The sequence below is a fragment of the Streptomyces sp. NPDC003036 genome (assembly GCF_040611175.1).
In the GTDB taxonomy this organism is placed as follows: domain Bacteria; phylum Actinomycetota; class Actinomycetes; order Streptomycetales; family Streptomycetaceae; genus Streptomyces.
Genome location: NZ_JBEXNO010000007.1, coordinates 21,038 through 36,924, shown reverse-complemented (window position 1 = coordinate 36,924; position 15,887 = coordinate 21,038). Strand labels below are relative to the sequence as shown.

16 protein-coding genes are annotated in these 15,887 nt (G+C 72.5%); 7 read left to right on the top strand and 9 right to left on the bottom strand.

The features are described 5' to 3' along the window. Positions 1 to 95: 95 nt before the first annotated feature. Together ABZX67_RS07210 and ABZX67_RS07205 are read right to left on the bottom strand one after the other, a co-directional pair. Positions 96 to 1,139 carry a rod shape-determining protein gene (locus ABZX67_RS07210; protein WP_355355761.1) on the bottom strand — a complete coding sequence of 348 codons (1,044 nt, stop codon included), beginning with the start codon at positions 1,137 to 1,139 and terminating at the stop codon, positions 96 to 98. Positions 1,140 to 1,344: 205 nt separating this feature from the next. Next, on the bottom strand, positions 1,345 to 1,932 hold the full coding sequence (locus ABZX67_RS07205) for a hypothetical protein (RefSeq protein WP_355355759.1): 588 nt from the start codon (positions 1,930 to 1,932) through the stop codon (positions 1,345 to 1,347). A gap of 133 nt (positions 1,933 to 2,065) precedes the next feature. On the opposite strand from ABZX67_RS07205, the gene ABZX67_RS07200 reads away from it, so the two are divergent. Further along, positions 2,066 to 2,872: a hypothetical protein gene (locus ABZX67_RS07200; protein ID WP_355355757.1), complete on the top strand. Its 807-nt coding sequence runs from the start codon at positions 2,066 to 2,068 to the stop codon at positions 2,870 to 2,872. A gap of 48 nt (positions 2,873 to 2,920) precedes the next feature. Here ABZX67_RS07200 and ABZX67_RS07195 read toward each other — a convergent pair whose 3' ends face one another. Further along, the gene (locus ABZX67_RS07195) at positions 2,921 to 3,460 is read right to left on the bottom strand and encodes a MarR family transcriptional regulator (protein ID WP_355355754.1); all 540 of its coding nucleotides are present in this window, start codon (positions 3,458 to 3,460) and stop codon (positions 2,921 to 2,923) included. A 113-nt stretch (positions 3,461 to 3,573) separates the two neighbouring features. On the opposite strand from ABZX67_RS07195, the gene ABZX67_RS07190 reads away from it, so the two are divergent. From ABZX67_RS07190 to ABZX67_RS07175, 4 genes are all read left to right on the top strand, one after another. Beyond that, positions 3,574 to 4,593 (top strand): NADP-dependent oxidoreductase, encoded by a 1,020-nt coding sequence (locus tag ABZX67_RS07190; RefSeq protein WP_355355752.1) that lies wholly within the window; start codon positions 3,574 to 3,576, stop codon positions 4,591 to 4,593. A gap of 66 nt (positions 4,594 to 4,659) precedes the next feature. Continuing rightward, positions 4,660 to 5,082, top strand: a complete 423-nt coding sequence (locus tag ABZX67_RS07185; protein WP_355355750.1) for an organic hydroperoxide resistance protein — start codon at positions 4,660 to 4,662, stop codon at positions 5,080 to 5,082. 223 nt (positions 5,083 to 5,305) lie between these two features. Continuing rightward, positions 5,306 to 6,163 (top strand): EI24 domain-containing protein, encoded by an 858-nt coding sequence (locus ABZX67_RS07180; protein WP_355355748.1) that lies wholly within the window; start codon positions 5,306 to 5,308, stop codon positions 6,161 to 6,163. A gap of 4 nt (positions 6,164 to 6,167) precedes the next feature. Then, positions 6,168 to 6,782: a LysE family transporter gene (locus tag ABZX67_RS07175; RefSeq protein ID WP_355355746.1), complete on the top strand. Its 615-nt coding sequence runs from the start codon at positions 6,168 to 6,170 to the stop codon at positions 6,780 to 6,782. Between the two features lie 27 nt (positions 6,783 to 6,809). Here ABZX67_RS07175 and ABZX67_RS07170 read toward each other — a convergent pair whose 3' ends face one another. Continuing rightward, positions 6,810 to 8,093 carry a pyroglutamyl peptidase gene (locus ABZX67_RS07170; protein ID WP_355355744.1) on the bottom strand — a complete coding sequence of 428 codons (1,284 nt, stop codon included), beginning with the start codon at positions 8,091 to 8,093 and terminating at the stop codon, positions 6,810 to 6,812. 32 nt (positions 8,094 to 8,125) lie between these two features. Next, positions 8,126 to 8,692: a TetR/AcrR family transcriptional regulator gene (locus ABZX67_RS07165; RefSeq protein WP_355355742.1), complete on the bottom strand. Its 567-nt coding sequence runs from the start codon at positions 8,690 to 8,692 to the stop codon at positions 8,126 to 8,128. Between the two features lie 161 nt (positions 8,693 to 8,853). Here ABZX67_RS07165 and ABZX67_RS07160 point away from each other — a divergent pair, with 161 nt between their 5' ends. Then, positions 8,854 to 11,349 carry a glycoside hydrolase family 3 C-terminal domain-containing protein gene (locus tag ABZX67_RS07160; RefSeq protein ID WP_355355740.1) on the top strand — a complete coding sequence of 832 codons (2,496 nt, stop codon included), beginning with the start codon at positions 8,854 to 8,856 and terminating at the stop codon, positions 11,347 to 11,349. On the opposite strand, the gene ABZX67_RS07155 is transcribed toward ABZX67_RS07160, so the two are convergent. After that, positions 11,335 to 12,285, bottom strand: coding sequence for an SGNH/GDSL hydrolase family protein (locus ABZX67_RS07155; RefSeq protein ID WP_355355738.1), 951 nt, complete (start codon positions 12,283 to 12,285; stop codon positions 11,335 to 11,337). The genes ABZX67_RS07160 and ABZX67_RS07155 overlap by 15 nt on opposite strands. A 264-nt stretch (positions 12,286 to 12,549) precedes the next feature. Here ABZX67_RS07155 and ABZX67_RS07150 point away from each other — a divergent pair, with 264 nt between their 5' ends. Then, positions 12,550 to 13,044, top strand: a complete 495-nt coding sequence (locus ABZX67_RS07150) for a DUF3145 domain-containing protein (RefSeq protein ID WP_355355736.1) — start codon at positions 12,550 to 12,552, stop codon at positions 13,042 to 13,044. Positions 13,045 to 13,173: 129 nt separating this feature from the next. Here ABZX67_RS07150 and fabF read toward each other — a convergent pair whose 3' ends face one another. From fabF to ABZX67_RS07135, 3 genes are all read right to left on the bottom strand, one after another. Further along, entirely contained in the window at positions 13,174 to 14,436 is a 1,263-nt protein-coding gene (gene fabF / locus ABZX67_RS07145) for a beta-ketoacyl-ACP synthase II (RefSeq protein ID WP_355355733.1), read from the bottom strand. A 66-nt stretch (positions 14,437 to 14,502) separates the two neighbouring features. After that, positions 14,503 to 14,751 (bottom strand): acyl carrier protein, encoded by a 249-nt coding sequence (locus ABZX67_RS07140; protein ID WP_355355731.1) that lies wholly within the window; start codon positions 14,749 to 14,751, stop codon positions 14,503 to 14,505. 116 nt (positions 14,752 to 14,867) lie between these two features. Next, positions 14,868 to 15,869: a ketoacyl-ACP synthase III gene (locus ABZX67_RS07135; protein ID WP_355355729.1), complete on the bottom strand. Its 1,002-nt coding sequence runs from the start codon at positions 15,867 to 15,869 to the stop codon at positions 14,868 to 14,870. Between the last annotated feature and the right edge of the window lie 18 nt (positions 15,870 to 15,887).

Here is a 15,887-nt window from a genome sequence, read left to right as displayed (position 1 = left end):
CCCGCTCCCGCTCTCGCTCGCGCTTCCGGTGCCGCTACTGGTCCCGTCCCCGCCCCTGCCCCGGCCTCCGCTCGCGTCCCGGCCCCGGCCCCCGGTCACTCCGCTTCGGTGAGCGGGTTCATCGTGAGTGGCTGGATGCGGCCCTCCAGCATCGCGCCGAGCCCCAGAACGGCGCAGATGTCGGGCCGTTCCGCGATGTGCACCGGCATGCCGGTCGCGTCACGCAGCATCTGGTCCAGGCCCGGAAGCAGCGCGCTGCCGCCGACCATCATGATGCCGCGGTCGACGAGGTCGGCCACCAGGTCGGGCGGGCAGTCGCGCAGCACCTTGCCGATGCCGTCGAGTACGGCCGTCAGCGGAGTGTGCAGCGCCTGGCGTACGGCGGCGGTGTCGACGAGTACCGAACGCGCCAGGCCGGTGGCCACGTCACGCCCGTGGATCTCGGTCGACGCCGGCCCCGCCGGGGTGAGGCCGTTGCCGTGCAGGGCGAGCTGGAGGGGGCGTACGGACTGGCTCGGCAGCATCAGCTCGTGCTGGTGGCGCAGGTACTGGATGACCGCGTGGTCGATGGCGTTCCCGCCGACCGGGATGCGCTCGGCGGTGACGATCGCCCCGAGGGAGAGCACCGCGACCTGGGTGGTGGCCGCTCCGCACACCAGGATCATCGTGGCGGTGGGTTGTTCCACCGGCAGGCCGCAGCCGACGGCCGCCGCGATGAGCGTGTCGACGAGTTCGACGCGCCGGGCGCCGAGGCCGACGAGCGTCTCGACGGTGGCGCGCTGCGCGAGCGGATCGCTGTCGTGCGGCGTGCAGGCGGCGGCGCGCAGCAGCGGCTTGCGGCGCAGCTGGCGCCGGAGTTTCTCACCCAGCAGATGACGCAGCATCCGCTGGGCCATCTCGATGTCGACGACGGTGCCGCCGGAGACGGGGCGGACGACCCGGATGTAGTCGGGGGTGCGGCCGGTCATCTTCTCGGCGAACTCGCCGACGGCGATCAGCGCTCCGGTGCGGGTGTTGACGGCGGCGACGCTCGGCTCGTCGACGACGAGCCCGACGCCCTTGACGAAGACCCGGGTCCTGGCGGCTCCCAGATCGACGGCGACATGGCAGCGGCGCAACTGCTCAAGACTGACGGTCACGGTGACGATCCTCCCGAGAGCGGTACGTCTTCGCATCGTCCGGTCACGGGGCGCGTGGCGCGCGCTGGGGGAGCTGACGGGGTGACAGAACCCGGGATGCCGGGATGTACGTACGGCGGGCGGTGGTGTCCCAGGACCGGGGGCGGTGCGGCTCCCAGACTCATCCTCGGGCTCATCCACGGGCCGTACGACAGCACGGGCCCGGCTACACGAGCCGCTGCAGCAGCCCCCACGTGAACTCCGCCACGCACGCCTCCCCGTCCGGCAGCGTGAACGCCAACCGCCACCTGGTCGGGGCGCTGCCCTCCTGCGGGCGCGCCGGCGGGAAGGCGCGGGCCACCTCGTCGACCGTGCAGCTCCAGGGGCGCAGGTCGGCGGCCGTTCGCAGCTCCGGGCCGGGTGCGCCGGGGGCGCGTACGAGCCACTCGTTCCACACGGTCCGGGCTCCCGGCGCGGTCAGCACCTCGAAACGCAGGTCGGGCCAGAGCGGGAGGCGCCACAGCAGGGCTTCGCACTCGAGGTCGCCGATCCTGCGCCGGGTCCGCGACTCGGGCTCGCCCAGCAGGGAGCGGTAGCGGGAGACGGCACCCCGCCCACGGGGCGCCCGCGCCATGGCCTGCCAGCGGCGGTTCGCCTCCCGCATGTCGGCGACCGAGGCCCCGAGCTCGCGCCTGGCCTCCTCCACGAGCCCCGGCTGGAAGTCGGCCATCCGGCGCAGGAGCACCAGTTGGAAATGGACCGGCCCGAACGGGGCGGCGGAGGGTGCGGAATCGAAGCGTCCCTTGTCCACCATGCGGACATCCTGCCCCCTTCTGGCCCCTAAAGGGTGAATCGAGCGGACGCGCCGAGTGTTGGCCGGTTCCTTACAGGATCCTCACAACCCCGGCTATCTCCGGTGTTGTGTCCCCGCATACCCTGCGGGCGCCATGGATTTCTGCCACCAGTGTCAGCGGCACCTCAACGGCGCTCTGGCCTGTGCCGGCTGCGGGACGCCCGCCGAGGAGCTCCGGCACGACGACCCGCACATGTCCGCGGCGGACGACCTCGTGATCGAGCTGAGTCGTGACGAGGAGCCGCCCGCGGGCCCTCGCCGTGCGAGCACCGGCCAGGCCAACCGCCGCCGGAGCCGTTCGGCCGGCCGCCGTGCGCGCAAGCGGCGCGGCCGCAAGGTCCTGATCGGGCTCGGCGCGCTGGTGCTGGCGGCCGGCGCGCTGAGCCTGGCCGAGCTGGCGATCGAGCACCCCGGCGAAGACGGCGCCGCCACCGCCGTACGGCAGGACGACATGGCCGAGACGGCGCAGCCGGCGCCGAACGAGCCGTCCGGCGACAGCGAGCGCCCCGACGGCCCCAGCCCGATCAGCGCGTCGGCCTCCACGGTCTCCGACGGGCCCTCCGGCGACGACGAGCCCGGCGAGGGCGACGGCGAGGGGGTCCAGGCGTCCGGCTCGCCCGGCGCCTCCGCCTCTCCGGGAGCCCCGAGCCCCGGGGCTTCCGCCCCCGGAGCCCCCGGAGCCCCGACGGTGTCCCCGGCGCCGGGCGAGCCCGGCGCTCCCGCACCGGAGGACCCGGCGCCGGGCCAGCCGGACCCCGGGACCGACCCGAACCCGGAGGAGCCGGGCCCGGGTGACGGCGACCCACCCTCGGACCCGGCCCCGGAGCAGCCTCCCTCCCAGCCCGCTCCCGACCCGACGCCGACGGAGAGCTGCGACTGGTTCCTCTGGTGGTGCGTCTAGGACACCGCTGAGCAGGGGGCCGCAGACGCGACGCCCCTACGCGCGCCCCTACGCGGGGTCCGGAGCCGGCTCCGAGCCCGGTTCGCCCAGCATTCGCCGCAGCAGGTCTCGCAGCGCCGTGCGCTCCTCCTCCGAGAGGGCCGCCAGCGGCTCGTTCGCGAAGTCCAGCGCGTCCCGCAGGCGGCGCGCCGTCGCGCGGCCTTCCTCCGTCGCGGCGGCGACCTTCACCCGGCGGTCCGCCGGATCGGGGCGGCGCTCCACCAGCCCGCGTGACTCCAGCCGGTCCACGATGCCGGTGACGTTCGACGGCTCGCACCGCAGGGACGTCGCGATACGGCGCATCGGAAGCGGCTGGAGCGTCAGCAGCCTCAGGACCCGCGCCTGCGCGCCGGTCAGCGAGTGCTGCGCCGCCGCCTGCTCGTACTCCTCGTGGTAGCGGGCGACGATCGTGCCGATGAGTTCCACCACTTCGAGGGTGAGCGGATCCGTACGCGGTCTGTCCGTACGCGATGCGTCCGTACGCGGTGTGTCCGTGCGCGGCGTCTCCGGACGCGATCTGTCCGGGCTGCCGGTGCTGCTGCTGGCCATGGACATCAGGATACCCATTTACTTGACAACCTGAAATATCCGGCCGCATGGTTGTTTCAGGTAGTGAAGCAATTTGAAGGATTGCTGAAGCACGTCTCAGGAGGCACCGCAGCATGTCCGCTCTTCCCGCGTCCGGCCGTGAATGGCACCTCGTCGCCCGCCCGCACGGCTGGCCGAAGCCGGAGGACTTCGCGCTGCGCGAGGCGCCGGTCACTGAGCCCGGTGAGGGCCGCATCCTCGTCCGCAACCTGCACTTCTCCGTCGACCCGTACATGCGTGGCCGCATGAACGACGTGAAGTCGTACGTCCCGCCCTTCCAGCTCGACCGCCCCATGGACGGCGGCGCGGTCGGTGAGGTCATCGCCTCCCGCGCCGAGGGCTTCGCCGTCGGCGACCACGTCCTCCACGGCCTCGGCTGGCGCGAGTACGCCGAGCTGGACGTGAAGCACGCCACCAAGGTCGACGGCTCCATCGCCCCGCTCTCCGCGTACCTCGGCGTCCTCGGCATGACCGGGCTCACCGCGTACGCCGGCCTCTTCGAGACCGCCTCCTTCAAGGAGGGCGACGCGGTCTTCGTCTCCGGCGCGGCCGGCGCCGTCGGCAGCCAGGTCGGCCAGCTGGCCAAGCTCCGCGGCGCCTCGCGCGTCATCGGCTCGGCGGGCTCCGACGACAAGGTCAAGCTGCTCACCGAGGAGTACGGCTTCGACGCCGCCTTCAACTACAAGAACGGCCCCGTCGCCGAGCAGCTCAAGGCGGCCGCCCCCGACGGCATCGACGTCTACTTCGACAACGTCGGCGGCGAGCACCTCGAAGCCGCCATCTCCCGGCTCAACGTCCACGGCCGCGTCACCATCTGCGGCATGATCGCCGGCTACAACGACACCGAGCCGGCCCCCGGCCCCCGCAACATGGCCATGGTCATCGGCAAGCGGCTGCGCCTCCAGGGGATGCTGGTCAGCGACCACGCCGCGCTCCAGCCGCAGTTCGTCAAGGATGTCGCCGGCTGGCTGGCCTCCGGTGAGCTGAAGTACAAGGAGACCGTCGTCGAGGGCATGGAGAACGGCGTCGAGGCCTTCCTCGGGATGTTGCGCGGCGAGAACACCGGGAAGATGATCGTTTCGCTCACCCGTTAGGCTCACCCCCAGGCCGTCGCGATCGTGGGCGCGAGTCGCGGCGCAACACAGGAGGAAACCTCTTACATGTCCATCACGCAGTCCGACGTCCTGTACACCGCTGTCGCCACCGCCGAGAACGGCCGTGACGGTCGCGTCGCCACCAACGACGGCAAGCTCGACGTGGTCGTCAACCCGCCCAAGGAGATGGGCGGCTCCGGTGAGGGCACCAACCCGGAGCAGCTGTTCGCCGCCGGTTACAGCGCCTGCTTCCAGGGCGCGCTCGGCGTGGTCGCCCGCCAGGAGGGCGCCGACATCTCCGGTTCGACGGTCACCGCCGAGGTCGGCATCGGCAAGAACGCCGAGGGCTTCGGGATCATCGTCAAGATCTCGGCGAACATCCCGAACGTGAGCGAGGCCACCGCCAAGGACCTCATCGAGAAGGCCCACCAGGTCTGCCCGTACTCCAAGGCGACCCGCGGCAACATCACGGTCGAGCTCGCGGTCTGATCGCACCGCATCCGCGCCAGCACTGCATCGGCGCCGCGTAACGCAGCGCATCAGCGCCGCGTTCAGTACCGCATCAGCATCGCGTCCGAGTCGCACCCGGCTCGCACCGTGCCAAGGGCCGCACCCCTCGCGAGGGGTGCGGCCCTTCACGCGCTACGCCCAGGCGCCCACCCATGACGAGGCCGCCTCGCGCCCCGATCGGGTGACGCCCTAGGGTGACCCCATGCGTGATCTCGGGGCGGGCTTCGGCTACGTGATGAAGGGCCAGCGTTGGGTCGGTCGGCACGGCCGGTGGTTCGGGTTCGGGCTGCTGCCCGGCCTGGTCACCCTCGTGCTGTACGCGGGGGCGCTGATCGGTCTGGTGTACGGCGCCGACGACCTGACCGCGTGGGTGACGCCCTTCGCGGACGACTGGTCCTCGCCCTGGCAGGGCCTGCTGCGCGGCTTCCTGACCGCGCTGGTCTTCACCTTCGGCCTGTTCCTCGCCGTCATCACCTTCACCGCCGTGACGCTCCTCGTCGGCCAGCCCTTCTACGAGTCGCTCTCCGAGCAGGTCGACCGATCCGAGGGCGGCGACGTACCGGAGTCCGGCCTGCCGCTCGGGCGGGAGCTGTGGATCTCCGCCCGTGACAGCCTGCGCATCCTGGTGCGGGTCGCGCTCTACGGCATCGTCCTCTTCGCCCTCGGCTTCGTCCCGGTCATCGGCCAGACCGTCGTCCCCGTGCTGGGCTTCTGCGTCTCCGGCTACTTCCTCGCCGAGGAGCTCACGGCGGTGGCGCTCCAGCGCCGCGGCGTCGAACTCAAGGAGCGCCTCGCCCTCCTGCGTGGCCGCCGCATGCTCACTCTCGGCTTCGGCGTGCCGCTGGCGCTCGCCTTCCTGGTCCCCTTCGTCGCGGTGTTCCTGATGCCCGGCGCGGTGGCGGGCGCGACGCTGATGGTCCGCGACCTGAGGGGCGAGGGGGGCCCGGACCAGGCGCACCCGGACCAGGCGTACCCGAGTCAGGCGCACCCGGATGCGACACACCCCTACGCGGCCCCGAACCCGAACGCGAACCCGAACCCGTACCTCCGCAAGGGCTGACGCCATGGCCGAGCTGATCGCCGTCGCCGTCATCACGGTCCTCGCCGTCATCAGCCCGGGCGCCGACTTCGCCATGGTCGTCCGCAACAGCTATCTGTACGGCCGTACGACGGGCCTCTTAGCCGCGGCGGGAGTCGCGGCGGGAGTCCTCGTCCACGTCACGTACACGATGCTGGGCGTCGGGCTGCTGATCGCCGCCAACACCGCGCTGTTCACCGTCATCAAACTCGTGGGTGCGGCGTATCTGGTCTACATCGGTCTGCGCACCTTCTTCGCCCGCGCCGACCTGGAGGTCGACCTCGGGAACAAGGCGTCCCTGTCCCGGTGGGGCGCCCTGCGCACCGGCTTCCTGACGAACGTCCTGAACCCGAAGACCACGCTGTTCGTCGTGTCGACCTTCACCCAGGTCGTCGGCCCGGACACGCCGCTGTGGCGGCAGGTGGGCTACGGCCTGTTCATGTCGCTCGCCCACCTGGCCTGGTTCGGCCTGGTCGCGCTGTTCTTCTCCCACACCCGCCTGCGCACCGCCATGCTGCGGGCGCAGAAGGTCCTGAACCGCACCATCGGCGCCACTCTGGTGGGACTCGGCGTCGCCCTGGGCATCACAAGCTCGCCCTGACCCGACCGTGAGCGGCGGCCTCCGGAATCAGTCCGCTGCCCCGGCCGCCCCCGCCGCCACCGTGATGATCGCCCGCACCTGGGCGGTGATGTCCGCTCGGTTGCGCAGGAACTCCGGGTCCGTCACCGCGTCCGTGTTGCCCGCCCCGAACCGCAGCACCGGCGTGTGGACGTGGCCGCCCGGCAGGGCGGGCAGCCCCAGCCGGTCGCGCAGCAGGGTCGCGCGGTAGGCGATCTCGTTCGAGAGGTAGTCGCCGCCCCCGCCCGCGCGGGCCGCGGAGCCCGGCGTCGGGCCGCCGGGGCGGACCACCGGGTCCGTCGCGCCGGCGGGAACCTCGGTCACCGAGGTGTTGTCGTACACCGGGAAGCCGCCCGTGTCCGCCGCCACGATGGCCGCGTACGGCAGCGTCGTCGCGGTCCACTGCGGCTGGGAGGCCGGGTCGGCGACCGGCACGGTCCCCGTCGACGAGGCGTTCTCGTTGTCGGGGAAGCCGCCCCGCCACGCCCCGTTGAAGCGTTCGATGTCGAAGCGGCCGACCCGCCCCTGGCTCACCGTCGTGAAGAGGTCCACGCGCGGCAGGTGCGGGCGCAGGGCACGCTCGACCGTATCGTCGGCGAAGTCGCGCCAGCGTACGGGGAAGACCGCCGTCTCGACGCGGGCCCAGGAGCCGTCCGCCGTGCGGATCAGCGTGCCGTCCAGGGCGAGGGCCGCCGCGCCCGACGGGTTGCTGATGCGGATGTCGCGGTCCAGCGTGAACGGGTCGAAGCCCGTCATGAGCACGCGCTTGACCCCCTTCCCGGGCGGGCCGGACGGGAAGCGGATCGCGTCTTGCCCGCGCGAGGACACCTCCAGCCGGTCCAGCAGCCGGGCCCGCCGCGCGTCCGGGAGCGCGAACTCCGGCTGCCAGGAGCGCAGCTCACGGGTCATGCCCAACCGCGCCCAGTACAGCGGCCGGTCGTCGTCCCGGCTCAGGTCGCCGCCGGCGGGCCCGCGCCCCTGGGCCCGGTCCACCGCGCGCCGCCACAGCCGCGACCCATGCCGTACGACGGCCCGCTCGGCCGCCTCGTACGAACGGGCATCCTCCAGCGCGGCGGCGAAGTCCCGGGCCGCGGCGTCGAATCCGCTCCGCCGCAGAATCTCCTGCGGTACGGCCCTGTCCAGGCGCGCCTCCTCGACGGTGGGAGGAACAGCTGTCGGTGCCGGTGCCGGTGCCGGCGCCTGAGCGGGAGCCGTCGCCTGAGCGGGTGTGGGAGTGAGGGCGAGGAGCAGCAGCGCCAACAGGGCCGTACGTAAACGGGACGCGGGGGACACGGGACGCCATCCTTCCGTCGGGTCCCGGAACGCTATCGCGCCCCCAACAGCCTCAGGAAGTCCCGGAACGCGGCAGGCATGTCCACCGCCTCCGGGTCCAGCAGCCACTGGTACTGCAGCCCGTCCATCACCGCCGTGAGCAGCGGAGCCGCCTGTTCCGGTGTCAGCCCGCCGGGCAGGCGGTCCCCGTACTCGGCCCGCAGCACGCTCGCCATCTCCCCGCGCACCTGGGCGTAGCGCCGGGTGAAGAAGTCGCGCGCCGGGTGATCCTCCGTCACGCTCTCGCCGAGCAGCGCAGAGAAGGTCTGCACGATGCCGGGCCGCATCGCGTTGTACTCGACGAGGGAGTCCAGCAGGTCGAGCCGCCAGCCCTCGCGGGCCGCGCCGCCCGTGTCCCACTGGTCGCGCTCCTCCAGGACGGCGACGAGCAGCGCCTCCTTGGTGGGGAAGTAGTGCAGGAGCCCCTGCTGGGTGAGGCCGACCCGCTCGGCGACGGCGCCGAGGGTCGCGCCCCGGTAGCCGCGCTCGGCGATCACATTGAGGGCCGCGCGCACGATTTCCGCCCGCCGCTCCTCACTCCTGGCCCTCGCCGCTGCCATCGCCCGTGGCCCTTCCCTTCGTCGTGTCGCTGCGGCACCGACCGTACCGGGCCGTGTAGCATCACGGAACCGTAACGAAACCTACCGATCCACAAGTAGGTGCCCCACCATGGGCAGCACACGCCACGCCCACGGCAGTACGCCGACGAGGAGGTACGACGGTGACGAGAGACGACGCCCCCGCGCAAGCCGCCGAGCGACCGGCCCGCGAGAACGCTCGCGAACACGCGGTGGAAGCCGCGCTCCGCAAGCTCGATCTGGACGCCAAGACCCGGCTGCTGGCGGGGCAGGACATGTGGTCCCTCCCCGCCCTCCCCGAGGTCGGTCTGGCCTCCCTCGTCATGTCGGACGGCCCCATCGGCGTACGCGGCGTCCGCTGGACCGCCGACGACCCGTCCGTCGCCCTCCCGTCCCCCACCGCCCTCGCCGCCACCTGGGACCCGGCCCTCGCCCGCCGCGCCGGCCGCCTCCTCGCCCAGGAGGCCCGGCGCAAGGGCGTCCACGTCCTGCTCGCGCCCACCGTCAACCTGCACCGCTCGCCGCTCGGAGGGCGCCACTTCGAGGCGTACAGCGAGGACCCGTACCTCACCGGCGAGATCGGCACCGGCTACGTCCTCGGCGTCCAGGACGGCGGCGTCGGCACCACCGTCAAGCACTTCGTCGCCAACGACGCCGAGACCGACCGCTTCACCGTCGACAACGTCATCGCGCCGCGCCCACTGCGCGAGCTCTACCTGGCCCCCTTCGAAGCGATCGTCAAAAACGCCCGCCCCTGGGGCATCATGGCCGCCTACAACCAGGTCAACGGCATCTCCATGACCGAGCACGGCCACCTGCAGAACGACGTCCTGCGCGGCGAGTGGGGCTTCGACGGCTTCATCGTCTCCGACTGGATGGCCGCCCGCTCCACCAAGCGCGCCATCGAGGGCGGCCTCGATGTCGCCATGCCCGGCCCTCACACCGTCTACGGCGAGGCGCTCGCCGCCGCCGTCCGCGACGGCGAGGTGGCGGAGGAGACCGTCGACCACGCCGTACGCCGCGTGCTGCGCCTGGCCGCGCGCGTCGGCGCGCTGGAGGGCGCGGAACCAGCTGTTCCGGAGTCGGGTCTGCCGGAGGCCGCCGACGGCGACGCCCTCGCCCGCGAGATCGCCCGCCGCTCCTTCGTACTCGTACGCAACGAACGCGGCGCCCTGCCCCTGCGCCCCGGGAGCGTCGCCCTCATCGGCGCCGCCGCCCGCGACGCCCGCGTCCTCGGCGGCGGCTCCGCCCAGGTCTTCCCCGAGCACACCGTCTCCCCGCTCGACGGCCTCACCGCCGCGCTCCCGCCCGGCACCCTGACGTACGCGATCGGCGCCGACCCCAGCGACGAGCTCGCCCCCGCCGGCACCGGCTTCACCCTGCGCGCCGTCTGCCGGGACACCGACGGCCGGGTCATCGGCGAGGGCTCGCTGCCCAGCGGCCAGGTGCAGTGGATCGGCGACGACCTGCCCGACGGCGTCAGCTACGACACCCTCCACAGCGTCGAGGTCACCGGCACCTTCACGCCCCGCGAGAGCGGCGAACACGCCTTCGGCACGCGCGGCCTCGGTGCCTTCACCCTCACCGTCGCGGGCGAGACGCTCTACGACGGCGTCCAGGAGATGGGCGACGAGTCCGACCCCTTCGAGGCGTTCTTCGGCGCGCCCACCGAACGCGGCCGGGTCACCCTCACCGAGGGCGTCCCGGTCGAGGTGTCCCTCCTCCACCCGCTCGACCGCGAGCACGCGGCCCCGCTGCCGGGCGTCATGTTCTCCCTCGTCCACCTCGGCCCGCGCCGCGACCCCGACGAACTGATCGCGGAGGCCGCCCGGGCCGCCCGCGCCGCCGACACCGCGATCGTCGTGGTCGCCACCACCGAACGCGTCGAGTCCGAGGGCTTCGACCGCCGCGACCTGAAGCTGCCGGGCCGTCAGGACGACCTCGTACGGGCCGTCGGCGCCGCCAACCCGAACACCGTCGTGGTCGTCAACGCCGGCTCCCCGGTCGAGATGGAGTGGCGCGACGACGTCGCCGCGATCCTGCTCACCTGGTTCCCCGGCCAGGAGGGCGGCGCCGCACTCGCCGACGTCCTGCTCGGAGCCGAGGAACCGGGCGGCCGCCTGCCCACCACCTGGCCGGCCCGCCTCGCCGACGCGCCCGTCACCGAGGTCACCCCGACCGACGGCCGCCTGCCCTACACCGAGGGCGTCTTCATCGGCTACCGCGCCTGGGAGCGGTCCGGCGCCACACCCGCGTACCCCTTCGGGCACGGCCTCGGCTACACCACCTGGGAGTACGAGTCCCTCGACGTCACCCCCGACCACGCCCCCGGCCACGTCATCGCCCGCGTCACCGTCCGGATCCGCAACACCGGCACCCGCCCCGGCCGCGAGGTCGTCCAGCTCTACGCGGCGCCCATGACCGACACCGCCGAGCGCCCGGCGCGCAGGCTGGCCGCCTTCGCGAGCGTCGAGGCGGCCCCCGGCGAGGCCGTCGACGTCGAGATTCCGCTGCCGCGCCGCACCTTCGAGATCTGGGACGAGGAGGCGGGGCGATGGGCCATGGTCCCGGGGGCGTACGCGATCGAGGCCGGCCGCTCCGTCACGGACCGCCGCCTGACCGCCTCACTCACCCTGTGAGGGAGCCTCCGGCGCGGTGACCGTGCGGTACGCGATCTCGGCGAGCCGCTGCTGCCCGTCCTTGCTGGGGTGGAACCAGTCCGGGCTCAGCTGCTCGGCGGAGAAGCGGTACGCGAACACCGCGCCGCCGTCGTACCGGCAGCGTGGGTCCTCGGCGCAGACGTCCCGCAGGACCGTGTTGTACGCCACCACCCGCGCGTGCACCCGGGCCCGCCGCTGTTCGGCCGAGGCGCCCAGGTCGTGGGCGTCGCCGAGCATCGAGCGGCACAGGCCCAGCTCCCAGATGCGGGCGCCGATCGCGTTGCCGCGCCCGGTGGACCAGAGGCGCTGGAGGTCGGGCACGCTCGACACGTACACCCGCGCCTCGGGGGCGGTCGCGCGCAGCCGTCGCATCGCCTGTTCGAAGGAGGCGCGGAAGTCGGCGACCGGGGTCATCAGATCGGTGGTGTCCCGGCAAGCGTCGTTGGCGCCCACCATCACCGTCACCAGCTCCGGCCGCTGCGCCGCCGCCCGGGCCATCTGCTCGGGCAGGTCCGCCACACGGGCGCCGGAGCGGGCGAAGTTCCACCGGTGGGCGACGCCGAACCGCGAGGCGAGGCTGTTCACCCGCTTGTCGGTACCGGTCGCCCAGGAGGCCTCGGGGCAGTCGGCGAGGAGGTCACAGGCGTCGAAGCCGCGCGTGATGGAGTCGCCCACGGCGGCGAGGGACGCCGGGCTGCGGCCCCACAGGGACGTGCCGGCGGACGGCGAGGGGGAGGGCGAGGGGCCCGACGTCGCCGCCCCCGTCCCGGTCCCAGTCCCGGTCCCCGGCCGTGTCGCCGTTCCCGTACCGCCGGGCGCCGGCCCGCTGCCGCACCCGGCGAGGGCGCCCACGGCCAGTACGAGGAACGCCGCCACCCAGCGGGCGGCGGCGGAGCGCTTGTTCACGGCGGGCATCCCCCGGCCCTTTCGTCGACGTCCCGGCGAGTGGCGTCCTGGCGAGTGAAAGCTTGGTGTCGACGGCCACCGGGACCGACCGTACGTCATGCCGAGCCGCCCGGCGCACGGTAGCTTTTCCCCGTCGAACCTGAGGCGCCTTTGCCGACCGGCTCCGGTAAATTACATCACGTCACATGCTGTCCCTTTTGCGGAGTTTCGCTCCCGATGCTGTTTACTGAGGCCGCTGGGAAAGGCGAACCTCGTCCCACACTGGAGGTCCCGGTGACGACACGTGGAGTCCTGTACGTACACTCCGCACCGCGCGCGCTGTGCCCGCACGTCGAATGGGCGGTCGCGGGTGTGCTCGGCGGGCGGGTCCAGCTGGACTGGATCCGGCAGCCGGCCTCCCCGGGCACGTGGCGAGCCGAATTCTCCTGGCGGGGCGAACCGGGCACCGCCTCCAAGCTGGCCTCCGCACTGCGCGGCTGGCAGATGCTCCGCTTCGAGGTCACCGCCGAGCCGTGCCCGACGGCGGAGGGCGAGCGGTACAGCGCCACGCCTGAGCTGGGCATTTTCCACGCCGTCACCGGCATCCACGGCGACATCCTGGTCCCCGAGGACCGCCTCCGCGCCGCCCTGGCCCGTTCCGCCCAGGGTGAGACCCAGCTGGAGGCGGAGATCGCCAAGCTGCTCGGCAAACCGTGGGACGACGAGCTGGAACCCTTCCGCTACGCCGGCGAGGGCGCCCCCGTCCGCTGGCTCCACCAGGTGGTCTGACCCCCCGGACCCCGCACCCTGGACACCGGACCCCGGACAGCACTGGGCCCGTCCCCCTCGAAGGGGGACGGGCCCAGTCACGTACGTACAAACCGTCAGACAGCCGTCAGACAGCCGTCAGACCAGCCGTCACAGCGTGCGGAAGGCGAGCACCACGTTGTGGCCGCCGAAGCCGAACGAGTTGTTGATCGCGGCGATCGTGCCCTCCGGCAGCGCGCGGGGCTCGTCGCGGACGATGTCGGCGTCGACCTCCTCGTCCAGCTCGTCGATGTTGATCGTCGGCGGGGCGAGGCGGTGGTGCAGCGCCAGGACCGTCGCGACGGTCTCGATGCCGCCCGCGCCGCCCAGCAGGTGGCCGGTCATCGACTTGGTGGCGGAGATCGCCACGTGGCCCAGGTCGTCGCCCAGGACCTTGCGCAGTGCCTTGATCTCGGCGACGTCACCCTGCGGGGTGGAGGTCGCGTGCGCGTTCAGGTGCACGACCTCGGACGGCTTCAGGTCCGTCGCGTCCAGGAGGTTCTGCAGCGCGGCGGCGATGCCGCGGCCCGTCGGCTCGGGCTGCGCGATGTGGTGGCTGTCGGCCGACAGGCCCTGGCCCAGCACCTCGCAGTAGACCCGGGCGCCGCGCGCGGCGGCGTGCTCGGCGGACTCGAGGATGACGACACCCGCGCCCTCACCGAGGACGAAGCCGTCACGGCCCGTGTCGTACGGGCGCGACGCCTTCTCGGGCTCGTCGTTGTTCTTGGACATCGCCATCATGTTGGCGAACGCGGCGACCGGCAGCGGGTGGATCGCCGCCTCGGTGCCGCCCGCGACGACCACGTCGGCGCGGCCGGTGCGGATCATCTCGACCGCGTAACCGATCGCCTCGGCACCCGACGCGCACGCCGAGACCGGGGTGTGGACGCCGGCCTGGGCGTTCACCTCCAGGCCCACGTTGGCGGAGGGGCTGTTGGGCATCAGCATCGGCACGGTGTGCGGGGAGACGCGGCGTACGCCCTTCTCCTTCAGCACGTCGTACTGGTCGAGCAGGGTGGTCACGCCGCCGATGCCGGAGGCGATGACGGAGCCCAGCCGCTCGGGCCGGACCTTCTCGTCCTCGCCCGCGGGTGCGGTGTAACCGGCGTCCGCCCACGCCTCGCGGGCCGCGATCAGCGCGAACTGCGCCGAGCGGTCCAGCTTGCGGGCGAGCGGGCGGGGCAGGACCTCGCCCGGGTCGACGGCCGCGGGGGCCGCGATACGGACGGGCATGTCGGCGAAGCGGTCGCCCTCCAGGGGCTTGACGCCGGAGCGACCCGCCAGCAGACCTTCCCAGGTCGAGGCGGTGTCGCCACCCAGCGGTGTGGTTGCGCCGATACCGGTGACGACCACGGTGCGATTGGTCGGGCTCACAGGAATTCTTTCTCCACGTGTATGAGGTATGCGTGAATGCGGCGCCACCGCCGGGTGGCGAGCCGATCAGCCCTGGTGCTTCAGGATGTAGTCGGCAGCATCGCCGACCGTCTTGAGGTTCTTGACGTCCTCGTCCGGGATCTTGACGTCGAAGCGCTCTTCGGCGGCGACGACGACCTCGACCATGGACAGCGAGTCGACGTCCAGGTCGTCGGTGAAGGACTTGTCCAACTGGACGTCCTCGACCGGGATGCCGGCGATCTCGTTGACGATCTCGGCGAGACCCTTGACGATCTCGTCCTGAGTGGCGGCCATGTGGCGCTCCTTCGTTGTGTTCCTCTGAGGGTGTTTCTCAGAGGGTGCTTCTCAGAGGGGGTGGGCTGTTCGTCCGAGTTCGCCCGGATGTCTCCGGGGAAAGCTCCGAACAGTGCCTAGGGGAGGGTAACGACCGTCGCGGCGTACACGAGACCCGCCCCGAAGCCGATGACGAGCGCGGTGTCGCCGCTCTTCGCCTGACCGGTCGCCAGAAGCCGCTCCATCGCGAGCGGAATCGAGGCGGCCGAGGTGTTGCCGGTGGTCTCCACGTCGCGGGCGACCGTGACGTGCTCCGGCAGCTTCAGGGTCTTCACCATCGAGTCGATGATCCGCATGTTGGCCTGGTGCGGGATGAAGACGTCCAGGTCGGCCGCCGTGATGCCGGCGGCGTCCAGCGCCTGCTGGGCGACCTTCGCCATCTCGAAGACGGCCCAGCGGAACACCGCCTGGCCCTCCTGCGTGATGGCCGGGAACCGCTCGACGGAGCCGTCGCGGTAGTCCGTCCACGGCACGGTCTGCTTGATGGTCTCGGACTTGTCGCCCTCGGAGCCCCACACGGTCGGGCCGATCGCGGGCTCCTTGGCGGGGCCGACGACGACCGCGCCCGCGCCGTCACCGAAGAGGAAGGCCGTCGCCCGGTCCTCCAGGTCGGTCAGGTCGCTGAGCCGCTCGACGCCGATGACGAGGACGTACTCCGCCGAACCCTCCACCACCATGCCCTTGGCGAGGGTGAGGGCGTAGCCGAAGCCGGCGCAGCCCGCCGAGATGTCGAACGCGGCCGGCTTCACCGCGCCGATCTTGTCGGCGATCTCGGTGGCGACGGCCGGGGTCTGCTTGAAGTGCGAGACGGTGGAGACGATGACGCCGCCGATCTGCTCCGGGGTGACCCCGGCGTCCGCGATGGCCTTGCCGGCCGCCTCGACCGACATCGCCGTCACGGTCTCCTCCGGGGAGGCCCAGTGGCGGGTGGTGATGCCGGAGCGCGAGCGGATCCACTCGTCGGACGAGTCGATCGTCTCGAGGATCACCTCGTTCGGCACGACCCGGGTCGGGCGGTAGCCGCCGACGCCCATGATCCGTGCGTACGGGGCGCCCTGGCTGGGCTTGATCTTCGCCATGCTCTATGGCTCCTTGTC